The following is a 19404-nucleotide window of genomic DNA, read 5'->3' as shown; positions in this document are numbered from 1 at the left end:
GACGGGTCTGTTAGGGCTGTTTATCGGCGATGCTGCGTTCGAGCTCTTCCAGCTCGGCCTCGCCATCGATACGCACGCCCCCCCGGGTCACCAGATGCATCTCTGTCTTGACTCCGTCAGGGCGCTTGATTTTGTCCACTATCTTGAGCGCCACGTTCTCCTTGGTGCGCCCCATCTTGGCGTGGAAGGTGGGCAGGTCCTCCACGAAGACCAGCAGGTTCTCCGGCATCTCCACCGGGATGATGTCGCCCGGTTGCAGCTCCATCAGCTCGCGCAGAGAGAGTTCTGTCTCCAGCAGCTTGGCCTTGAGCTCCACCTTGACGTCCATGATCTCGTCGCGCAGGGCCTTGCTCCAGCGCACGTCTGTGTCGCCCTTGTCACTCTGCACCCCGGCATCCAGCAGCTCGCGGATGGGTTCGAGCATGGAGTAGGGCATGGCCACGTGGAAGTCGCCGCCGCCGCCATCCAGCTCGATGTGGAAGGAGCTCACCACTATCACCTCGGTGGGGCTGACGATGTTGGCCATGGCCGGGTTCACTTCCGAGTCGAGGTATTCGAAGCCGACGTCCATCACCGGCGCCCAGGCATCCTTGTAGTCCTCGAACACCAGCTTGAGCAGCATCTGGATGATGCGCCGCTCGGTGGGGGTGAACTCGCGCCCCTCTATCTTGGCGTGATAGCGGCCGTCGCCGCCGAAGAAGTTCTCTACCAGGATGAAGACGAGACGCGCCTCCATGGTGATGAGCGCCGTCCCCTTGAGGGGACGGAAGCGCACCATGTTCAGGCTGGTCGGCACGAACAGGGTATGCACGTATTCGCCGAACTTGAGCATCTGCACGCCGTTGATCGACACCTCGGCGGTGCGCCGCATCATGTTGAACAGGCTGATGCGCATGTGACGGGCGAATCGCTCGTTCACCAGCTCCAGGGTCGGCATGCGGCCACGGACGATGCGGTCCTGGGAGGAGAAGTCAAACTGGGCAACACCGGGATCCCCGGCCGCCCCTAGCTCTTCCTCTTCGACATCATCGACACCGTGCAAGAGGGCATCAATTTCGTCCTGACTTAACAGATCGCTCACGCTTCACCTTTCATTGCATGACAAAGCCGGTAAACAGCACTTGTTCTATTACGGGGGAAGAGACCAGATCCTTCAGGACCCGGCGACACTCTTCCAATGAATCCTGACGCAGCTTCTCCTTGCCCTCGAAGGTCATCAGCTGCTCGGCGGTGGCCGCGCTGAAGACCCGCAGCAGGGTCCCTTCGATCAGGGGAATATTCTGTTTCGCCAGGGTCTCGTCAGCGGCCCCGCGCACCATCAGCTGGATCTTGATCTGTACCAGCCGATCCCGTTGCCCGCCCGCCACGTTGAACACGAAGGGGCGCGGCATGCCCACATAGAGAGAGGGCTGGGGCGCACTGGCTTCGGGCTTGGCCTCGGCCGTGTCGGCCGCCGGCTCGTCCGACCCGGCAAACATGAACCAGGCACCGGCCCCGCCGCCACCCAGGAGGATGACGACCAGGGCGACTATCATGATCAGCTTCTTTTTCTTGGCCGCCGCCGGGTCCTTCAGCGTCAGTTCGTTATCGTCTGCCATCCCTTGTCCACCCTAGTCTCAAACTTGTTCGGTATCATAAACTTACTCGGGCAGGCATCAAGCATAGAAATCAATTCCGGCATCGTTTGTCGATTCCACCAGCAGACTCAGGGTCCGGGCCCTGCCCTCCCCCTCCGGCTGGCCGCCACCGGCAAAGCCTCCCCCTTGCTGACCCTGGCCGCCGAAGCCAGACTGGCCCTGTGATGGCGGCTGTCCCTGCTGCTGTTGCCCCTGCTGCTGCGCCTGTTGTTGCACCACTGTCTGACCGAGCTGGATCCCCTGCCCCGCCAGCATATCCCGCAGCCGCGGCATGGCCTGCTCCAGCATCTCCCGGGTCTGGCCATGCTGCACCACGAAGTGGACGTTGGCCTGGCTGGAGGCGTCCAGCTGGATCTGGATCTTCATCTTGCCAAGGCCCAGGGGGTCTAGCTGGATCTCCGCCTGCTGCAGCTTGTCCGCCAGCATCAGGTTCACCTTCTGGTGCAACTGGGCCGGCGCCTCCGGGGTGGCCAGCTTGAGGTGCGGCAGGCTCTGGGGCTCCCGCCGCGCGCTCAGCTCGGCCGCAGGCTTGCCATCGCTGCTCTGGGTCTGCTGCAGCGGCTGGGCTCCCTCGCTCGGCTCTGTGCCCTTGGCCTCGACCCCGAGTTGCTTGCCCAGCTCATCGAGTTTGGATTTCTGCGCCGCCGGCTTGAGATCCACGGCGGCTCCGACGGCCACCGCAGGTTCGGCCTCCATCTGCTGGATACCGGCCGACAGGGCCGTCAGCGAGGCTTGCGGCCCCTGGGACTCGTGACGCGCCAGCGTCTGCTGGGGCGCCGTCAGCACGGGATCCGGGCTGGATGGGGCGGGCTGGGGAGTAGTGCCGCCGGTCGCGCCAGCGCTTGCATCGGGCTTGTTCGCCCCCGTGGTCTGCGCTGGCCTGGATTCTTGTTCCGAAGCCGCCATGCGAGACTTGTTACCATCCTCAGTCGCGGCATCCGTACTAGCCTCAACGCCGTCATTCACACCTGCGTCCATCCTGACCAGCCCTTCACCAAAGGCCTTGGCCGCACCGCCCTGCACGGCATGAGGCGTTTGTGTGCCAGCACCCTTGACCGCAGCTTCCGAGGCCATCTGTTTATGGGGTTCGTCTGTCACCTGGGCCACTGTGTGCCGTGGCTCGGTGGCTTCTGAGGTAGCGACCACCTTGGCCAGCAGGGCGGCGCGCTCTTCGCCAGACAAGGGGAGCGCAGTCGGTTTCGATGATGCAGGCCCGGGATTGGCCGGCTTGTCCGCAGCCACGGCATCGTCTTCCGGCTGGCTTATCGGCAAGGCGTTGGCGGAAACAGCGTCTTCCTGCTGGCTTATCGGCAGGGCGTTGGCTGATGCAGAGATGGCCTGAGCCCCCTTGCCGGATTCATTCGTGCTGTTTGCCTTGTCCGGACGAGCGGACACCTTGGCGCTACTCCCCTCGCCCGCTGGTTGCAACAGCGCCTGCGGTGTGGCGATCTCTCGCCCTGCGGCGCCCGGTGTCGGGACTGGCTTGCTGCCGTCGGTCAACGACTGCGACTCGGGCGGCAAGTCATTGCCGTCGGCGGTCACCGTCACCTCCTGAGGGGGCAAGGCTGGGGGCACCACCAGGCTGACATCCTGCCTGAGGGAGGCCTGCAGCTGCTGCAGAAAATCGTCGGGGGGAAGCTCGGTCTCCTCAGAGGGCGCCTTGGTGGGCAGCTCCTGATCGCCAGTTGTCTCGGCAGACGCCAAAGATTTGGCATCCGGGGTAACCGCCACCTGAGTGTCGTCACCCCCTTGACTGGCCGATGGCTCCTGGCCCACCCGCTGGGCCCTGGCCATGGCATCGGCAAAGGCGGCCTTGCCGTCCGCCAGCGACAGATCCTTTCCTTCCCCCCCGGCGAGGATAGAGGGCGACAGGGCGCCGTCGGCAGGGATTGCCTGGGTGGGAGCTAGGTTCAACTTGGTCTCTATCATGCTGGGATCCCTGACGACAATACTGTGATGACCGCACGTCCAGGGGCGGAGGCGGCGTCTTAGCCTGTGTTGGCAATAGAAAGCAAGTTACAGGCCAGAATGGTGATAGCGTCGCAGTATGGCGTAATCGTCCAGCATCTTCTGCTCCTGACGCTGGGCCTTCAGCTGCGCTCGCCCCGCCTGCTTCTCGAGCAGCAGCTCGACCGCCTTGCGCCGCTGCTGGGCTTCGAGCCACTGGGTACGGCACTGGGCCAGCGCCTCGCGCACCTGCAACACCCCTTCATACTGCTGGGTCGCCGCATTTTCCAGCTTGTTGATGAAGGCGTGATACTGGCTGTTCTGCTGGGGCGTGATCCCCTGCAGGCCGCGATCCGTCCACTGCTGGTGATAGATCTGGCGGTACTGGTTGAGGGCGTTTTGCTGATCCATGAACAGCTTGAGATCCTGCTGGGCCTTGGCCAGCGCCATGGCAGCCTGCTGTTCGGCCTCCAGCAGTCGGCCCGCCAGCAACGTCAATCCTTTACTCATAAGGGCTCTCCACCGGTTAACGCATCAGCGGCATGGCCACCAGCTGCAGGGATTGCAGGCCTTCGTCGTAGTGAATGACCTCGCGCATCTTCTGCTGCAAGAACTGATCCAGATAGGGTTTCTGAATGATGGCCCTGTCGATGCGCGGATCCGATCCCTGGCTGTAGGCGCCTATGGTGATGAGATCCCGGTTCTGCTGATAGAGGGAGTAGAACTGCTTGAAGGTGCGCGCCAGCTCCATGTGCTCCGGTGAGGTCACCATGGGCATGACCCGGCTGATGGATTTTTCGATGTCGATGGCGGGATAGTGGCCCGCATCCGCCAGCTCCCGCGCCAGCACTATGTGGCCATCCAGGATGGCCCGCGCCGCATCGGCGATGGGATCCTGCAGATCGTCCCCCTCCGTCAACACGGTGAAAAAGGCCGTGATGGAGCCCTGGCCGTCGCTGCCATTGCCGGCCCGCTCCACCAGCGCCGGCAATTTGGCAAACACCGAGGGCGGGTAGCCCTTGGTGGCCGGCGGCTCCCCCACCGCCAGGGCGATCTCGCGCTGGGCCTGGGCGTAGCGGGTGAGGGAGTCCATCAGCAGCAGCACGTTGAGCCCCTGCTCGCGGAAATACTCGGCGATGGCGAGCGCCGTCTCGCACCCCTTGAGTCGCATCAGCGGCGAGGCATCGGCCGGTGCCGCCACCACCACGGCGCGCTCGCGCCCCTCGGCGCCGAGGATCTCCTCGATAAACTCCTTCACCTCCCGGCCCCGCTCGCCGATGAGACCCACCACCACCACATCCGCCACCGAGCCGCGGGTCATCATGCCGAGCAGCACCGATTTGCCGACCCCGGAGCCGGCGAACAGCCCCATCCGCTGACCCCGCCCCACGGTGAGCACGGCGTTGATGGCCCGCACCCCCACGTCCATGGGCTCATGGATGGGACGACGGGCCAGGGGGTTGATGCGATGCTGGGCGAACTGCACCGTCTGGGAGGAGATGATGGGGCCCAGCCCGTCCAGGGGCTGGCCTATGCCGTCTATGACCCGGCCAAGCAGGTTCATGCCCACCGGGATGCCGTGATCCTCGGTGATGGGCACCACACGGGCGCCAGGAATGATCCCCTTGAGCTGCTCGCTCGGCATCAGAAACAGCCGATCGCCAGAGAAGCCCACCACTTCGGCCTCCAGCACGCCATCCTGGGTGTCGATGCGGCACAAAGCTCCGATGGCGGCGCGGCAGCCGATGGCTTCCAGGGTCAGCCCCACCACCCGGGTGAGTTTGCCCGCCACCGGCGGTATGGGGGCGAGATCGCGAACCCGGTAGCCTTGCAGTCGACTGAGCAGGGATGCTGTCATCGCACCTCCAGAGAGAAAGGGGAAAGAGGCCGAGACAGGGAGCCTGCCGCCATTGTCACTAAGTCGGGAGACAGTGCGCAGCCCATGCCCGACCGGGAAGAGATGTCAGCCGGCATTGTCACGAAGAGAAATGATGCGCAGCAGCCTGGCTTCCCTGTGCCAGAGCGGGACAGGGTGTCAGTCGGCATTGTCGCGAGGGAAAATGGTGCGAAGCAGCGCGCACTCCCTATGCCAAACCGGGACAGGGTGTCAATCGGCATTGTCGCGAAGGAACATGGTGCGAAGCAGCGCGCACTCCCTATGCCAAATCGGGGAAGGGGGTTAGTCGGCATTGTCACGAAGGAAGTTGCGCAGCAATTGATCGATGCGCCCCGAGAGGGTCAGATCGATGCTGGAGAGTTCGGTGGCCAGCTGCAGATCCCCCGGGGATAGGGTAGGGTCGCTTTGCAGCCGCCAGTGACGCCGGGCACACTCCTCGGCGCCGAAGGCCTGCTCGACCCGGGCCACATCCTCCGGGTGCAGCATCAGGGTGACCCCTTGCTCGGCGGCGGGCAGCAGGGCAAGACCCTGCTTGAGTGCTTCGAGCAACAGCCGCGGCGACGTCTCGGCCTCGTGGCGAATGAGGGCGCGGGCGAGCTGCTGGACTAGCGTGATGAGCTGCTGCTCCACGGCGCTGTCCTGTTCGCTCAAGGGGTTGGCGAGGCGGGAGACGAGCCCCTGCCAGTGGGCAATCTCCTGCTCCACCTGGTCGCGGCCCATGGCAAGCCCCTCCTCGCGGCCCTGCTCCAGACCCGCCTGATGACCTTGCTGCAAGCCTTCCAGCTTGCCCTCCTCCAACCCCTTGGCAAAGCCGGCCTCTCGCCCCTCCGCCAGCCCCTCTTCCCAGGCGGCCTGGCGGATTGCCTCCACCTCTTCGGCAGTGATGCTGGGGGTGGGCTCCTCCGGTTGCTCCTCAGGCGTCTCGTCCGCCTGCTCCTGGCGATACCAGTCAGGGCCGAGCCCCAGGGCATTGCTCTGGATCTCGGATTCGACCTCCATCTCGGGCCAGCCCCAGGCTTCCACCCGGGTCTCGTCCGCCTCGGGTCTGACATAACCCCGCAGCTTGCTGTTCTTGTTATTCATGTGCGAAAGACACTCCTGGCGTGCCGGAGGAAGGGGGCGACATCATCGCACATTCCATTGCCCATGACTTAGAGGAACTCTTCGCCACCGCCTGCCCCCAGCATGATCTCGCCCGCGTCCGCCAGACGGCGTGCGGTGGAGAGGATCTCCTTCTGGGCGGCCTCAACCTCGGAGACCCGGATCGGCCCCATGGCCTCCAGATCGTCCGCCAGCATCTCGGCGGCCCGTTTGGACATGTTCTTGAACACCTTCTCGCGCATCTGGTCGTCCGAGCCCTTGAGGGCCCGTTGCAGCAGATCCCCCGGCACTTCCCGCAGCAGGGTCTGGATGCCCCGATCGTCCACATCGATGAGGTTCTCGAACACGAACATCAAGTCCTGGATCTGCTGGCTCATCTCCTCGTCCGACTCGCGGATGGAGTCCATCAGCTGGCCTTCGATGTTGGTGTCCAGGTAGTTCATGATGTTGGCGGCAGCCTTGAGGCCACCCATCTTGGCCGCCTGAGCCCCGGCCGCGCCGGCGAACTGCTTCTCCATGATGTCGTTGAGCTCTTGCAGCGCCGCCGGTTGCACCTCTTCGAGGTTGGCGATACGCATCACCAGATCCAGGCGCACCTGCTCCGGGAACTGGCTCAGTATCTCGGCGGACTGCTCCGGCTCCAGATAGGAGAGCACTATGGTCTGGATCTGCGGGTGCTCGTTCTGGATGATGCTGGCCACCTGGCGGGCATCCATCCACTTGAGGGAGTCGAGGCCGCGGGCGCCGGACCCCAGGATGATCTGATCCACCAGGTTGCTGGCCTTGTCCTCCCCGAGCGCCGCCACCAGAGCCTTGCGCACGAAGTCTTCGCTGCCGATGCCGATGTTGGTGTATTTCTGGATGTCGTCGATAAATTGACGATGCACCGCCGCCACCCGGTCGTGACTGAAATCCGACATGGAGGCCATGGACATGCCGAGCCGCTGCACCTGCTTGGGCTCGAGATGACGGAAGATCTGGGCGGCATCCTCCTCGTTGAGGCTCAGCATCAAGACCGCCGCCATCTCCATCCCGGCCATCTGGTCGAGGATCTGGCGCTGGTTGTCGGTAATCTCGTTACCGGTGACTTGGTTTTTCTTCTCTTCAGGCATCTCGGTTCGTTACCCATTCTTTGATGACCTGAGCGGCCAGGTCTGGTTCATTCGCTACCAAGGCGCGCACGGCCTTGAGCAGGTCCTCGTCACGGTGCAAGTCAGGCAGCTTGAGCTGGCCATCCCGCAGGCCGAACACCGGCTCGGCCTCGGCCTGGGCCGCCAGCAGGCTCAGCTCGTCGTCCCCACCCAGCACTGTGTGGTTGTCGAAGTCCAGTTCTCCTTCCGGCTTGGCATCCGGGTAGAGCAGGCGCTTGAGCATGGGCCGCACCACTGTGACGATGAGCACTATGATGACCAGCACCGAGGCGGCGATACGCACCGCACGCCAGAACCAGGGCTGCTCGTAGATGGGCATGTCGGCCACGGCTTCCAGCTCGGGGCGGTTGAACGGAATGGCGACCACCTCCAGGGTGTCTCCCCGGGTCACGTCAAAGCCGAGGCCGCCGCTGAGCAGACGGCGCAGGGTATCGAGCTCGGCCTGGCTGCGGGCTTCCCGGGTGACGGCACCGTCGGCGCCGGGAGTGGCCTTGTAATCCACCGCCACCGACACCGTCATGCGGCGGATGCCGCCCTGCTGGCGCCGGATGTGGCTGACCGTGGTGTCCAGTTCGAAGTTGCGGGTCGCCTCCTTGCGGGAGCGGCCGGAAGAGCCGGTTCCCCCTTCCGCGCCGGCGGCCTGCTCGGGAATGCTGGAGGCGGCGGGCGGCTGATTGGTGAGCGCGCCAGGCACGCCGCCATTGCTGCCATTGGCGCTGTTCTCTTCTACCGTCATCTCGGAGCGCACCGCCGGCAGGTCCGGATTGTAAGTCTTGCGGGTCTGCTCCTGCTGGGAGAAGTCGAGGGAGAGATCCACCTCCGCCGTGTAGTTGTCAGCCCCAAGGACGGGGATCAGGATGGCGTCAATTTTTTGTTTGTATTCGAGCTCCTGCTTCTGCTGCATCGCAAACTCCTTGCGAGTCTGGGCAGAGAGCGGGTCTTGGGAGCCGGAGTTGAGCAGGCGGCCGTTCTGGTCGGTAACGGTGACGCGGGTCGGCTCAAGGCCGTGCACGGCGGAGGCGACCATGTCGACGATGGAGTCCACCTCCCCCTGGCCCAGCGCAGCCCCTTTCAGGCTCAGTACCACTGTGGCGCTCGGCTTGCGCTCGTTGCGGGCGAACACGTTGTCTTTCGGGATGGCCAGCAGCACCTGGGCCTTGGCGACGTTCTGGAACTGCTCGATGGCGCTCGCCAGCTGGCGCTCGCGGCTCAGTTTCAGACGCTCGCTCTCCATCCGCTGGCTGACCCCGAAGCTGGAGTCCTTGAGCAGTATGGCTTCGCCATCGTTGCTGGCCTCGCTGCTGCTGGCGAGGCCGGCGCGGGTCAGGCGCAGCCGGATGTCCGCATAATTCTCGGCACTGACCAGCACGCTCTTACCGTCGACCTGATAGGGGATCTTCTGCTGATCCAGGTAATCCAGGGTGGAGACCAGCTCCTGGGTGTTGAAGGTGCCGAGGGGACGCATCTCCGGCTCCTTGCCCCACAGCAGGATGAAGACGGCGATGGCCAGACAGATGGTCAACCCCAGGATCAGGGTGATCTGCCGCAACACATCGGTGTTGGACAAAAAGCCCAGGGCCGAGCTCTTCTGCTCGTGCTCATCGAGGGCGGCAGCCCCCTCGTTGTTCATCAGCAGATCGCCGTTTGGATCGTTAGCCACTCTTCAGGTCCTTATTGCTGACATCTTCATGATGATCTGTCGTCAAAATTTATTGAGATCTCTTATTGCCGACATCTTCACGATGTTCAGTCGCCGTGATTGATTGAGATCGCTTATACCGGCATGTTCATGATGGTCTTGTAGGCATCGACCATCTTGTTACGCACCTGCACCGTCGCCTCGAAGGCGATGGAGGATTTCTGCCCGGCGATCATCACCTCGGACAGGTCCACCGACTTGTCGCCCATATCGAACCGGGTGCGCAGATCGTTGGCGCTGCCCTGCAATTCGTTGACGTTGTCGAGGGCCTGCTGCAGCATCTGACCGAAATCCGAGTTGACCGGACGACCGGGCTGGGTCAGCGGCGTGGCACCGGCTTCTACCTTGAGTGCCTGCATCTCTTGCATCAGGCTGCTTGCGCTTATTTCCATCTTCCCTTCCCAGACAAATCATTGACACTGGCAAGCCTTAAGCAATTAGAGTGCCAACCGGGAAGAGGGGGCAGGCCGCCGGTGCCAAGGGGCAGCCACAAACAGGCGCCCTAGTCCCGGCTCATGTCACCCCAGCACCAGCTTCAGATAACCGAGATGCAGATCTCGGTGCTCGTCCGCTGGCAGCTTGACCAGCACCTCGTCGTGCAGGAAGTGCGCCTTCTCGGTGGCCTGCACAGGGTCCACCAGGCCCACCGCCACCAGCCTGGCGACGATGGCGAGCGTCAGCGCCATTGTCCCCTCGTCCGCCCGTCCCCAGCCGAAGGCGACCCCCTTTGCCGCCCCTTCCGTCAGGGGCTCGACCTCATCACCATTGACCCAGAGGACCATGGGGCTGCCCTCCTGCAGCCGCAGACAGATGCTCTGCCGCTCCCACTCCCGGCGCCAGTCCACGGCAGATTCAGATGCCTGGGTCATACCACTCTCCTTGTTTAACGACTGTGTCTTGCTTTCGCCCATGAAAAAGAGGGCCGAAGGCCCCCTTTTTACTGCAAGTCAGGTCATTTAAACAGGCAGTATTTCAACATGATAAAAGAAAAATACCGGATCGCTGCCAGCGACCACCGTCACTTGTTCAGATCGTCATCCAGCCAGTATTTGGAACCCGAGATATTGGCATCGAGCAGCAGTCCCTTCTCCCCTATCTGGTAGATGGCCATGCCGCCATTGTACTTGGCAGTCAGCTCGGCGCTCTCCTTGCCGGCCACGGCCCCCACTTCGGAGGTGGCCTCCCAGCCCTTGTTGACGAAGGCATCGAACCTGGCCTTGTCTTCAAACAGCACTACCTGCTGGTAGAACTTGCCCCCCATGCCGGCGGCCAGCCCGGCGCCAAACATCTTCATATAGGTGTGTTTGCCCGTCTTGCGATTGATGGCAACCCCGGATCCCTGGTTGGTGTGCACCATCAGGGAGAACTTGCGCGAGTCGAACACCGCATAGCCGTAGGCCTGGTCAAACAGCAGCTTGGCGGAGGGTTGCTCGTTGAACAACCGCACCAGGGCGGTATCGGCCATGGTATCCAAGGCGGTTCTGGCCTCAGCGGGGGTCTTGGGTTCGAGCATGGTGTCGAGCTTCTTGTCGGCGGCCGTCAGCCACTCCTTGCCGGTGGCGGCGCTCTCTTCCGACCAGGCGCCCGCCTTGTTGTAGGCATCGGCTCCCCAGCTGGAGACAGACTCCCAGGTCGCTTTGGAGAAGTCGGTGATCCCCTGCCAGGCTTCCTTGCTGGTATCGCTCACCGCGGTGCCAAGCTCGGAGGCCGCTTCCTTCAATTTCGCCCAGTCGGCATGGCTGGGGCCAGATGCAAGTGCCAGGACGGCGGCAATCAACCAGGATCGGCTCTTCATTGTGTGCTCCTTAAATATCCCATCAGCGGACATGCCACCCTATCAGATTTGAGCCAACTCAAAGAAGTCCTGTGTGCTTGCCCCCTCCACCCGGGTCAACCAGGGCCAGGCTTCCCCGGCGGCGAGGGGACGGCGGTGGCCGCCCTCGTGAGCGGGCACAGCCTCCCTGACGACAAGGGACAGAAGCTGACCGTAAATATTGTTCGGCCTGACAACCTCGGTTGTATAGTTTTTGGTTAGCCATTCCGGTAAAATCCGCGCCCTTGAATAAGAGCCACCTAAGAGTGATTGAGCGATGTCCAACACAAAACAGGCCCCCAAAGTAGGATTCGTCTCCTTGGGTTGCCCCAAAAATCTGGTCGATTCCGAGCGTATCCTGACCCAGCTGCGTACCGAAGGGTACGATGTGGTGCCCAGCTATGACGATGCGGAGCTGGTGGTGGTCAACACCTGCGGCTTCATCGACAGCGCGGTTCAGGAGTCGCTGGAAGCCATCGGCGAGGCCCTGGCCGAAAACGGCAAGGTGATAGTCACCGGCTGCCTCGGCGCCAAAGAGAACCAGATCCGCGAGATCCACCCCAAGGTGCTCGAGATCACCGGCCCCCACGCCTATGAAGAGGTGCTGGGCCACGTCCACAAGTACGTGGCGAAGCCGACCCACAACCCCTTCACCAGCCTGGTGCCGGCCCACGGCGTCAAGCTGACCCCCCGTCACTACGCCTACCTCAAGATCTCCGAGGGCTGCAACCACCGGTGCACCTTCTGCATCATCCCCTCCATGCGCGGGGATCTGGTGAGCCGTCCCATCGGCGAGGTACTGGCCGAGGCCAAGCGCCTGAAAGAAGCCGGCGTGAAGGAGATCCTGGTCATCTCCCAGGACACCTCCGCCTACGGCGTGGACGTCAAGCATCGCACCGGTTTCTACGACGGCATGCCGGTCAAGACCAGCATGGTCGCCCTGTGCGAAGAGCTGGCCAAGCTCGACATCTGGGTGCGCCTGCACTACGTCTACCCCTACCCGCACGTGGATGACGTCATCCCGTTGATGCGCGATGGCAAGGTATTGCCCTACCTGGACATACCGCTGCAACACGCCAGCCCGCGCATCCTGAAGCTGATGAAGCGCCCGGGTACTGTCGAGCGCACCCTGGAGCGCATCCAGAAGTGGCGCGAGATCTGCCCCGAGATCACCCTGCGCTCCACCTTCATCGTCGGCTTCCCCGGCGAGACAGAAGAAGAGTTCCAGATGCTGCTGGACTTCATCGACAAGGCTGAACTCGACAGGGTTGGCTGCTTCAAATACAGCCCGGTCGAAGGCGCCAAGGCCAACGAGCTGCCGGATCCTGTGCCGGAAGACGTCCAGGAAGAGCGCTTCCAGCGCTTCATGGAGCTGCAGCAGCAGGTCTCCGTTCGCAAGCTGGCCCGCAAGGTCGGCCAGGAGATGACAGTGCTGATCGACGAAGTGGACGAAGAGGGCGCCACTGGCCGATCCTTCGCCGACGCCCCCGAGATCGACGGCCTGGTCTACCTGAACGGCGAAACCGATCTGAAGCCCGGCGATCTGGTCAAGGTCCGCATCGACGAGGCGGACGAGTACGATCTGTGGGCCAGCCTGATAGGCTAAGTCCGCAGTCCACGATGGCGCCTGCCCGACAGGCGCCAATAAAAGAGCCAGTCAGGGTCACTGACTGGCTCTTTTATTGGCCGCACAAAATGGTTATGCGCGCTGAAGCGGGGCGCCAGGCGTCACCGGGTCAACGCTTCTGACGAGGGCTAGATGCCTGTATCCGCCACCATCACCAGAACATGAACGCCTTTATCATTGACCTCCTCAACGGCCTTGAAACCATGACGGCAATAAACGCCACCGGTCAGGTTTTCGGTTTGCAAGTACAGCTTGCTGATCCCCGCCCTGCGAGCGCGGCTGAGGATCTCTGTTACCAGCAAGGAGGCGACCCCCTGCCCGCGCGCTTTTTCAACGACATATACCCCACCTAACCAATATTCGTACTCGGGAAATATCGCCATTTCACGGATCTTGAGCTCGGCAGCCCCCACCCATTCACCGGCCTGGCGGGCCAGTACGATCAGCGGAGCCCGGTCAACCTGGGTGGCCGCCATGACCTTGGCCAGCACCTGATCTTGAGTAAAGCGACCACTGTCGCGGCACCATTCGTCAAAATACCATGAGGCAACCACGACTGCGGCAGATGGCGCATCCGCCAGTAACAACAACTCCATAAAGCCTCTTTTTCGTATAACCCCTGACCGGCTGGGGAAGGATGAACACGGCGAGGCGAAACCCAGGGTCGCACCCGCGAGCGGCGGCCTCGCCAGCAGCGAGGCTCCGAGACCGGCATGCTCTAGACAAGGTTATCGAATGGATATCATAACCAGCCAGGGAGTGGAAGGGGTCGGGAGCCAAGGCGCACTTTCCCGCCATGACCCAGCAACCGGTTCTGCAACTGGCGTGGCAGATAGGCCGGGGTGAAGGTGGTCTTGGCCTGCGGCTTCATCGACAAGGCTGAGCTGGACCGCGTTGGCTGCTTCAAATACAGCCCGGTCGAGGGCGCCAAGGCCAACGAGCTGCCGGATCCTGTACCGGAAGAGGTCCAGGAAGAGCGTTTCCAACGCTTCATGGAGCTGCAGCAGCAGGTCTCCGTTCGCAAGCTGGCCCGCAAGGTCGGCAAGGAGATGACAGTGTTGATCGACGAGGTGGACGAAGAGGGTGCCACCGGCCGCTCCTTCGCCGACGCCCCCGAGATCGACGGCCTGGTCTACCTGAACGGTGAAACCGATCTGAAGCCCGGCGATCTCGTCAAGGTCCGCATCGACAAGGCGGACGAGTACGATCTGTGGGCCAGCCTGATAAGCTAAGTCCGCAGTTCATGATGGCGCCAGCCAGGCAGGCGCCAATAAAAAAGCCAGTCAGTGAATGCTGACTGGCTTTTTTATTGCCAGCAAGCCACCTGCGCGCCCCCCCTCGGCAGCCTGCACCGGCTCCTTCTGCAAGAGAGGGGCCGCCTGCCATCACCCGACTCACCGGGATATGCCCCCTTAGTGAGCCAGCGCACAGTTCTGCTCCGCCCCCAGGCTCGCTTGTTTCAAGCTCAAAAAAAAGCCACTGAAGGGGCGCAAAAACGAGCACGATCCACTTCACACTATCGTCTTTGAATTGTCATAAAGGATGACTTGGTACTTTGTGAGAATTAATGCAACTGTATAATTTAAAAGGATTAAAAATAGAGTTTGACGATAATGACGAGAGAGTGCGAGTTTTTACGATATCGACGAAATGAAGAGTTGTTGTTTTCCTGTTAACTCTGCTTTTCTAAGGGCGTTGGATGACACAACTACAAGGGTGCAAAACCTGACCAACATTGAGGGCCGGCATCCAAGCATGGGATCCGGTGCTCCATTCCAAAACCATGGAAGACCAATAAGAAAGGAAAAAATATGCTTGCCAAAGTATCCAAAATCGCTACCTCAGTCATGCTGGGAACCCTGATGCTCGCCGGTACCGCCGGCACTGCCATGGCCGCCGAGAACAAGACGGTGCTGACCCTGGTCGCGCAACAGGAGACCGCATGGGTCAAGAACTTCAACCCCTTCCTGCAGGCCGGTCTGCTGCACACCACCCGTCACTTCATCTATGAGCCGCTGGTGATCTTCAACGATATGCAGGGTGGCAAACCCGTCTATCGTCTGGCCACCAACTATGCCTTCAGCGATGACCTGAAGTCGGTCACCTTTGACCTGCGCGAAGGGGTCAAGTGGTCCGATGGTGAAGCCTTCACCGCCGACGACATCCTCTTCTCCTTCAACCTGGTCAAGGCCAACAAGGCGCTGGACGAGCGCTCCATCTGGACTCAGATCAAGGGTGTCGAGAAGCTGGGTGAGAACAAGGTCAAATTCGACCTGGCCGAGGTCAACACCAACGTGGTGAACGACCTGGTGCTGGTGCCAATCGTCCCCGAGCATCAGTGGAAGTCGGTGAAAGACCCGGTTGCCTTCACCAACGACAAGCCGGTCGGCACAGGTCCATTCACCGAAGTGGACAACTTCTCCGCCCAGCTCTATACCCAGTGCCGCAACCCGCACTACTGGGACAACGCCAACCTCGCCATCGACTGCCTGCGCATGCCGCAGATGGCCACCAACGACCAGGTTCTGGCGGCCGTCATGAAGGGTGACGTGGACTGGTTCGGCTCCTTCGTGCCGGACATCGAGCGCCTCTACGTCGGCAACGATCCCAAGAACAACAAGTACTGGTTCCCGGCCTCCGGCACGGTGGCGTTCAACGTCAACTTCCAGAGCAAGAACCCGGGCAATAACGAAGCCTTCAACGACATCAACTTCCGCCGCGCCTTCTCCATGGCGATGGACCGCCAGTCCATGGTGGACATCGCAGGCTACGGCTACCCGACCGTCAACGAATACCCGTCGGGTCTGGGCAAGGCATTCGCCTCCTGGGACAACCCGGACGTCGAGAAGAAATACGGCAAGTACAACAAGTTCGATCTGGAAGGTGCCAAGGCACTGCTGAAGGAAGCGGGCTACAAGGACTGTGACGGCGACAAGTTCCTCGACACCCCGAGCTGCAAGAAGATCGAGTTCAAGGTGCTGGTACCGAACGGCTGGACCGACTGGGTCAACACAGTCCAGATCGGGGTCGAAGGCCTGCAGGCCCTGGGCCTGAACGCCAAGACCTCCACCCCGGAAGCCACCGTCTGGACCGAGAACCTGATCACCGGTGACTTCGACGTCGCCCTGCAGGGTTACTTTGCCGGTGCCAACCCGCACAAGTACTTCGAGACCGCCTTCCACTCCCGCAACATGGGTGAGCGCGGCAACCGCTTCGCGGCGCCCCGTTACAAGGATCCCGAACTCGACAAGCTGATCGATGACTTCACCCAGACCGCCGATGCGGCCAAGCAGAAGGAGATCATGTTTGCCATCCAGGAGCGCGTCGGGGCCAACCAGACCATCATCCCGGTGTTCAACAACCCGACCTGGTACGAATACAGTACCAAGCGCTTCAATGGCTGGTTCAGTGCCGACAACCCGGTCGCCAAGCCGCAGGTACACCCGGACACCCCGGAGCGTCTGCTGCACGTGTTGTCACTCAAGCCAAACAGCTAATCACCTCGGCCCCCTGCGGGGGGCCCTCTTCCCCGCCATGTCTTCCATCCCCCGTCTTTGCCGGGGTTGGGGGAGCTTTGCCCGGCGCGGGGCAGGCTTGCAGTAAAAGGTATCACCATGGGATTTATACTAAGACGCTTCTCCTTCTATCTGGTCGCCTTCCTGGTGGCCGCCACCATCAACTTCCTGCTGCCCAGAGCCATGCCGGGGGATCCTGTCTCCGTCATGTTCGCCCGGGCCGGCGCCATGATGGAACCTGCCGCCCTCGAAGCCCTCAAGGCCACCTTCGGGTTCGTTGACGGTCCCATCACCACCCAGTTTCTCACCTATGTGAAGAGTGTCTTCACCTGGGATCTCGGCACCTCGGTGCGCTACTACCCCCAACCGGTCGCCGACGTGCTCGGCCGCGCCATCGGCTGGACCCTGTTCCTGGTGGGCACCTCCACCATTCTGAGCTTCTCCGTCGGCTCCATCGTCGGCATCTTCGCCGCCTGGTACCGGGGTGGACGCATGGACAGCATCCTCTCCCCGCTCACCCTGGTGATGCAGGCCATTCCGCCCGTGGTGGTCTCCCTGCTCGCCCTCTTCCTGTTCGGGGTCAGTCTCGGCTGGCTGCCCATAGGTTATGCCTACAGCCCGGAGATCAAGGCCGATTTCGGCTGGGAACACATCAAGAGCATCATGCTGCACGCCATCATGCCGGTGGGCACCCTGGCCCTGGTGCAGGTGGGGGGCTTCCTCATCACCATGCGCAACAACATGATTAACCTCCTGGGGGAGGATTACATCACCATGGCCAAGGCCAAGGGGCTCTCCAGCAACAGGGTCATCTTCAACTACGGCGCCCGCAACGCCGTGCTGCCCAGCGTCACCGCCCTCTCCATGGCGCTCGGCTTCGTCATCGGCGGCTCCCTCATCACCGAGGTGATCTTCAACTACCCGGGACTCGGTTTGACGCTCTATCAGGGCATCCTGGCCCGCGACTACCCGCTCATCCAGGGGCAACTGCTCATCATGACCATCACCATGCTCAGCTTCAACTTCCTGGCGGACGTGCTCTACGTCTTCCTGGACCCCCGTCTGCGCACAGGAGGCAAATAAGATGCGTATGCCGACTATTTTGAAAATTCTGCTGGGCAACAAGAAGGCCGCCTTCGGTCTCGCCATCGTGGTCACCTTCGTGTTGATGGCCCTGTTTGCCCCGCTGCTCGCCAGCAATGAGCCCACCAAGCGGGTCGCCCGCCCGCACCAGCCTCCCAGCGTGGAGCTGGTGATGGGATCCAGCCGCATGGGTCACGATCTCTGGTCCCAGTTCACCCACGGTGCCCGCATCTCCCTGATGGTGGGGTTCGGGGCAGGCCTGCTGGTGTGCGCCCTCGCCATCGGCATCGGCATCACAGCCGGGTATTTCGGGGGGGTGATCGACGAGTGCCTCACCTTCCTGATGAACGTGGTGCTGGTGATCCCCAACCTCCCTTTATTACTGGTGCTCGCAAGCTTTATCGGGGAGGCGTCACCGACGGTGATCGCCCTCATCATAGGCTTCACCTCCTGGGCCTATGGCGCGCGCGTCATCCGGGCCCAGACCCTGGCGCTGCGGGAGAAGGAGTTCGTCATTGCCGCCGAGGTGCTGGGGGAGCCGGCCTGGCGCATCATTCTGGTGGAGATACTGCCGAACCTCATCTCCATAATAGGGGTGAGCTTCATCGGCTCCATCATCTACGCCATCGTCACCGAGGCAACCCTGGAGTTCCTGGGGCTGGGCGACCCCACCGTGGTCAGCTGGGGCATCATGCTCTACAACGCCCAGACCTCCAGCGCCATCCTGATCGGCGCCTGGTGGGAGATTTTGGCCCCCTGCTTCGCCATCGCCACCCTGGGGGCGGGCCTGGCCATGCTCAACTTCGCCATCGACGAGATAGCCAACCCGCAACTGCGTTCCCACAAGGGTCTGCGCCGCTGGAAGCAGCTTGCCGTCCCGGCCCCCGTCACCGCTTTGGAGAAGACAGCATGATCTTGCAACAACCCCTGCTGTCGGTACGCAACCTCTGCGTCGACTACATCACCGAGAGCGGCGACGTGCGCGCCGTCAACTCGGTCAGCTTTGACATCGCCCCCGGCGAAGTCTTCGGCCTCGCCGGCGAGTCCGGCTGCGGCAAGTCCACGGTCGCCTTCTCGGTGGCCAGGCTGCACAAGCCGCCCGCCTACATCAGTGGCGGCGAGATCCTGTTCAAGGGGGAGAACATCCTCGGCTTCGACGACGAGCGGCTGCGCAGCTACCGCTGGCGCCAGGCGAGCGTGGTGTTCCAGTCCGCCATGAATGCCCTGAACCCGGTGCTGCGCATGGAGGAGCAGTTCTGCGACGTGCTGCTGGCCCACAACCCCGGCATGACCCGTTACGAGGCGATCAAGCGCGCCCAGGTGCTGCTGGAGATAGTCGACATCCATCCGAGCCGGCTGCGGGATTATCCGCACCAGTTCTCCGGCGGCATGCGCCAGCGGCTGGTGATCGCCATCGCCATGGCGCTCAACCCCGAGCTCTTGATCATGGACGAGCCCACCACGGCGCTGGACGTGGTGGTGCAGCGGGAGATACTGCAGAAGGTCTACGCCCTCAAGGCGAAGTTCAACTTCTCCATTCTCTTCATCACCCATGACCTCTCGCTCATGGTCGAGTTCTGCGATCGCATCGGCATCATGTACGCCGGCGAACTGGTGGAAGTGGCGCCGTCCAAGTCAATACTGACCGCCCCATTGCACCCCTACACCAAGGGACTTGGCAACTCCTTCCCGCCCCTGCATGGCCCGAAAACCGTGCTGGAGGGGATCCCCGGCACCCCGCTCAACCTGCTGGAGGTGCCGGTCGGCTGCCGCTTCCAGGCCCGCTGCGGCAAGGTGCACGATCGCTGCCGTCAGGAATATACCGCCCTCGCCGAGATCCGGCCCGGGCAGCAGGCCGCCTGCCACCTCTATGACTCGGCCGAAGAACAACAGGATCACCCCATCTATCTGGACAAGGCCGCTGGCTGTTAAGG

The 19404-nt window shown here is 62.3% G+C and carries 17 protein-coding genes and 1 pseudogene; 6 read left to right on the top strand and 12 right to left on the bottom strand.

Features of this window, described 5'->3' with window-relative positions; genetic code table 11:
- Window positions 1-10 precede the first annotated feature (10 nt).
- The 11 genes from fliM to ACB030_RS00405 all read right to left on the bottom strand — a co-directional run bounded on the left by fliM (window position 11) and on the right by ACB030_RS00405 (window position 11227).
- On the bottom strand, window positions 11-1081 hold the full coding sequence (gene fliM, locus ACB030_RS00455) for a flagellar motor switch protein FliM (protein WP_205642183.1): 1071 nt from the start codon (window positions 1079-1081) through the stop codon (window positions 11-13).
- Between the two features lie 10 nt (window positions 1082-1091).
- Window positions 1092-1598, bottom strand: coding sequence for a flagellar basal body-associated protein FliL (gene fliL / locus ACB030_RS00450; RefSeq protein WP_171268714.1), 507 nt, complete (start codon window positions 1596-1598; stop codon window positions 1092-1094).
- Window positions 1599-1655: 57 nt separating this feature from the next.
- Window positions 1656-3566 (bottom strand): flagellar hook-length control protein FliK, encoded by a 1911-nt coding sequence (locus tag ACB030_RS00445; RefSeq protein ID WP_371157154.1) that lies wholly within the window; start codon window positions 3564-3566, stop codon window positions 1656-1658.
- An 87-nt stretch (window positions 3567-3653) separates the two neighbouring features.
- Window positions 3654-4094 (bottom strand): flagellar export protein FliJ, encoded by a 441-nt coding sequence (fliJ, locus tag ACB030_RS00440; protein WP_106887478.1) that lies wholly within the window; start codon window positions 4092-4094, stop codon window positions 3654-3656.
- Window positions 4095-4110: 16 nt separating this feature from the next.
- A complete protein-coding gene (gene fliI, locus ACB030_RS00435; protein ID WP_371157151.1) occupies window positions 4111-5442 on the bottom strand; it encodes a flagellar protein export ATPase FliI in 1332 nt (443 codons plus the stop codon).
- Window positions 5443-5763: 321 nt separating this feature from the next.
- Window positions 5764-6564, bottom strand: coding sequence for a flagellar assembly protein FliH (gene fliH, locus ACB030_RS00430; protein ID WP_371157149.1), 801 nt, complete (start codon window positions 6562-6564; stop codon window positions 5764-5766).
- Window positions 6565-6632: 68 nt separating this feature from the next.
- Window positions 6633-7694 (bottom strand): flagellar motor switch protein FliG, encoded by a 1062-nt coding sequence (fliG, locus tag ACB030_RS00425; RefSeq protein WP_025326240.1) that lies wholly within the window; start codon window positions 7692-7694, stop codon window positions 6633-6635.
- Window positions 7687-9393, bottom strand: a complete 1707-nt coding sequence (gene fliF / locus ACB030_RS00420; RefSeq protein ID WP_025326239.1) for a flagellar basal-body MS-ring/collar protein FliF — start codon at window positions 9391-9393, stop codon at window positions 7687-7689. Before fliF ends, fliG begins: the two co-directional genes overlap by 8 nt.
- A 113-nt stretch (window positions 9394-9506) precedes the next feature.
- On the bottom strand, window positions 9507-9824 hold the full coding sequence (fliE, locus tag ACB030_RS00415) for a flagellar hook-basal body complex protein FliE (protein WP_106887480.1): 318 nt from the start codon (window positions 9822-9824) through the stop codon (window positions 9507-9509).
- Between the two features lie 126 nt (window positions 9825-9950).
- Window positions 9951-10301, bottom strand: coding sequence for a hypothetical protein (locus ACB030_RS00410; protein ID WP_371157146.1), 351 nt, complete (start codon window positions 10299-10301; stop codon window positions 9951-9953).
- Between the two features lie 149 nt (window positions 10302-10450).
- Window positions 10451-11227 (bottom strand): hypothetical protein, encoded by a 777-nt coding sequence (locus ACB030_RS00405; RefSeq protein ID WP_163136083.1) that lies wholly within the window; start codon window positions 11225-11227, stop codon window positions 10451-10453.
- 295 nt (window positions 11228-11522) lie between these two features.
- Between ACB030_RS00405 and rimO the strand changes: the two genes are divergently transcribed.
- Window positions 11523-12851, top strand: a complete 1329-nt coding sequence (rimO, locus tag ACB030_RS00400) for a 30S ribosomal protein S12 methylthiotransferase RimO (RefSeq protein WP_163156177.1) — start codon at window positions 11523-11525, stop codon at window positions 12849-12851.
- Between the two features lie 149 nt (window positions 12852-13000).
- Here the strand turns inward: rimO and ACB030_RS00395 are convergent, their stop codons facing one another.
- Window positions 13001-13468 (bottom strand): GNAT family N-acetyltransferase, encoded by a 468-nt coding sequence (locus ACB030_RS00395; RefSeq protein ID WP_111910278.1) that lies wholly within the window; start codon window positions 13466-13468, stop codon window positions 13001-13003.
- Between the two features lie 270 nt (window positions 13469-13738).
- Here ACB030_RS00395 and ACB030_RS00390 point away from each other — a divergent pair.
- The 5 genes and pseudogenes from ACB030_RS00390 to ACB030_RS00370 form a co-directional block, all read left to right on the top strand.
- Window positions 13739-14104, top strand: a pseudogene (locus ACB030_RS00390) (TRAM domain-containing protein); the annotation flags it as partial.
- 579 nt (window positions 14105-14683) lie between these two features.
- A complete protein-coding gene (locus tag ACB030_RS00385; RefSeq protein ID WP_371157142.1) occupies window positions 14684-16369 on the top strand; it encodes an ABC transporter substrate-binding protein in 1686 nt (561 codons plus the stop codon).
- 117 nt (window positions 16370-16486) lie between these two features.
- On the top strand, window positions 16487-17470 hold the full coding sequence (locus tag ACB030_RS00380; protein ID WP_371157140.1) for an ABC transporter permease: 984 nt from the start codon (window positions 16487-16489) through the stop codon (window positions 17468-17470).
- A 1-nt stretch (window position 17471) separates the two neighbouring features.
- The gene (locus tag ACB030_RS00375) at window positions 17472-18383 is read left to right on the top strand and encodes an ABC transporter permease (protein WP_371157138.1); all 912 of its coding nucleotides are present in this window, start codon (window positions 17472-17474) and stop codon (window positions 18381-18383) included.
- The gene (locus tag ACB030_RS00370) at window positions 18380-19402 is read left to right on the top strand and encodes an ABC transporter ATP-binding protein (protein ID WP_371157136.1); all 1023 of its coding nucleotides are present in this window, start codon (window positions 18380-18382) and stop codon (window positions 19400-19402) included. The genes ACB030_RS00375 and ACB030_RS00370 overlap by 4 nt, the downstream gene beginning before the upstream one ends.
- Window positions 19403-19404 lie beyond the last annotated feature (2 nt).

It is taken from the genome of Aeromonas sp. S16(2024), assembly GCF_041403065.1.
GTDB lineage: Bacteria > Pseudomonadota > Gammaproteobacteria > Enterobacterales > Aeromonadaceae > Aeromonas.
The sequence above is the reverse complement of the archived record's forward strand: the minus strand, read 5'-3'. Positions and strand labels throughout refer to the sequence as shown.

Coding starts and splice junctions, on each gene's coding strand:
- ACB030_RS00370 (WP_371157136.1), top strand. CDS start 18,380: ATGATCTTGCAACAACCCCTGCTGTCGGTACGCAACCTCTGCGTCGAC.
- fliJ (WP_106887478.1), bottom strand. CDS start 4,094: ATGAGTAAAGGATTGACGTTGCTGGCGGGCCGACTGCTGGAGGCCGAA.
- fliI (WP_371157151.1), bottom strand. CDS start 5,442: ATGACAGCATCCCTGCTCAGTCGACTGCAAGGCTACCGGGTTCGCGAT.
- ACB030_RS00395 (WP_111910278.1), bottom strand. CDS start 13,468: ATGGAGTTGTTGTTACTGGCGGATGCGCCATCTGCCGCAGTCGTGGTT.
- ACB030_RS00380 (WP_371157140.1), top strand. CDS start 16,487: ATGGGATTTATACTAAGACGCTTCTCCTTCTATCTGGTCGCCTTCCTG.
- ACB030_RS00410 (WP_371157146.1), bottom strand. CDS start 10,301: ATGACCCAGGCATCTGAATCTGCCGTGGACTGGCGCCGGGAGTGGGAG.
- ACB030_RS00385 (WP_371157142.1), top strand. CDS start 14,684: ATGCTTGCCAAAGTATCCAAAATCGCTACCTCAGTCATGCTGGGAACC.
- fliH (WP_371157149.1), bottom strand. CDS start 6,564: ATGAATAACAAGAACAGCAAGCTGCGGGGTTATGTCAGACCCGAGGCG.
- ACB030_RS00445 (WP_371157154.1), bottom strand. CDS start 3,566: ATGATAGAGACCAAGTTGAACCTAGCTCCCACCCAGGCAATCCCTGCC.
- ACB030_RS00405 (WP_163136083.1), bottom strand. CDS start 11,227: ATGAAGAGCCGATCCTGGTTGATTGCCGCCGTCCTGGCACTTGCATCT.
- ACB030_RS00375 (WP_371157138.1), top strand. CDS start 17,472: ATGCGTATGCCGACTATTTTGAAAATTCTGCTGGGCAACAAGAAGGCC.
- fliE (WP_106887480.1), bottom strand. CDS start 9,824: ATGGAAATAAGCGCAAGCAGCCTGATGCAAGAGATGCAGGCACTCAAG.
- rimO (WP_163156177.1), top strand. CDS start 11,523: ATGTCCAACACAAAACAGGCCCCCAAAGTAGGATTCGTCTCCTTGGGT.
- fliG (WP_025326240.1), bottom strand. CDS start 7,694: ATGCCTGAAGAGAAGAAAAACCAAGTCACCGGTAACGAGATTACCGAC.
- fliL (WP_171268714.1), bottom strand. CDS start 1,598: ATGGCAGACGATAACGAACTGACGCTGAAGGACCCGGCGGCGGCCAAG.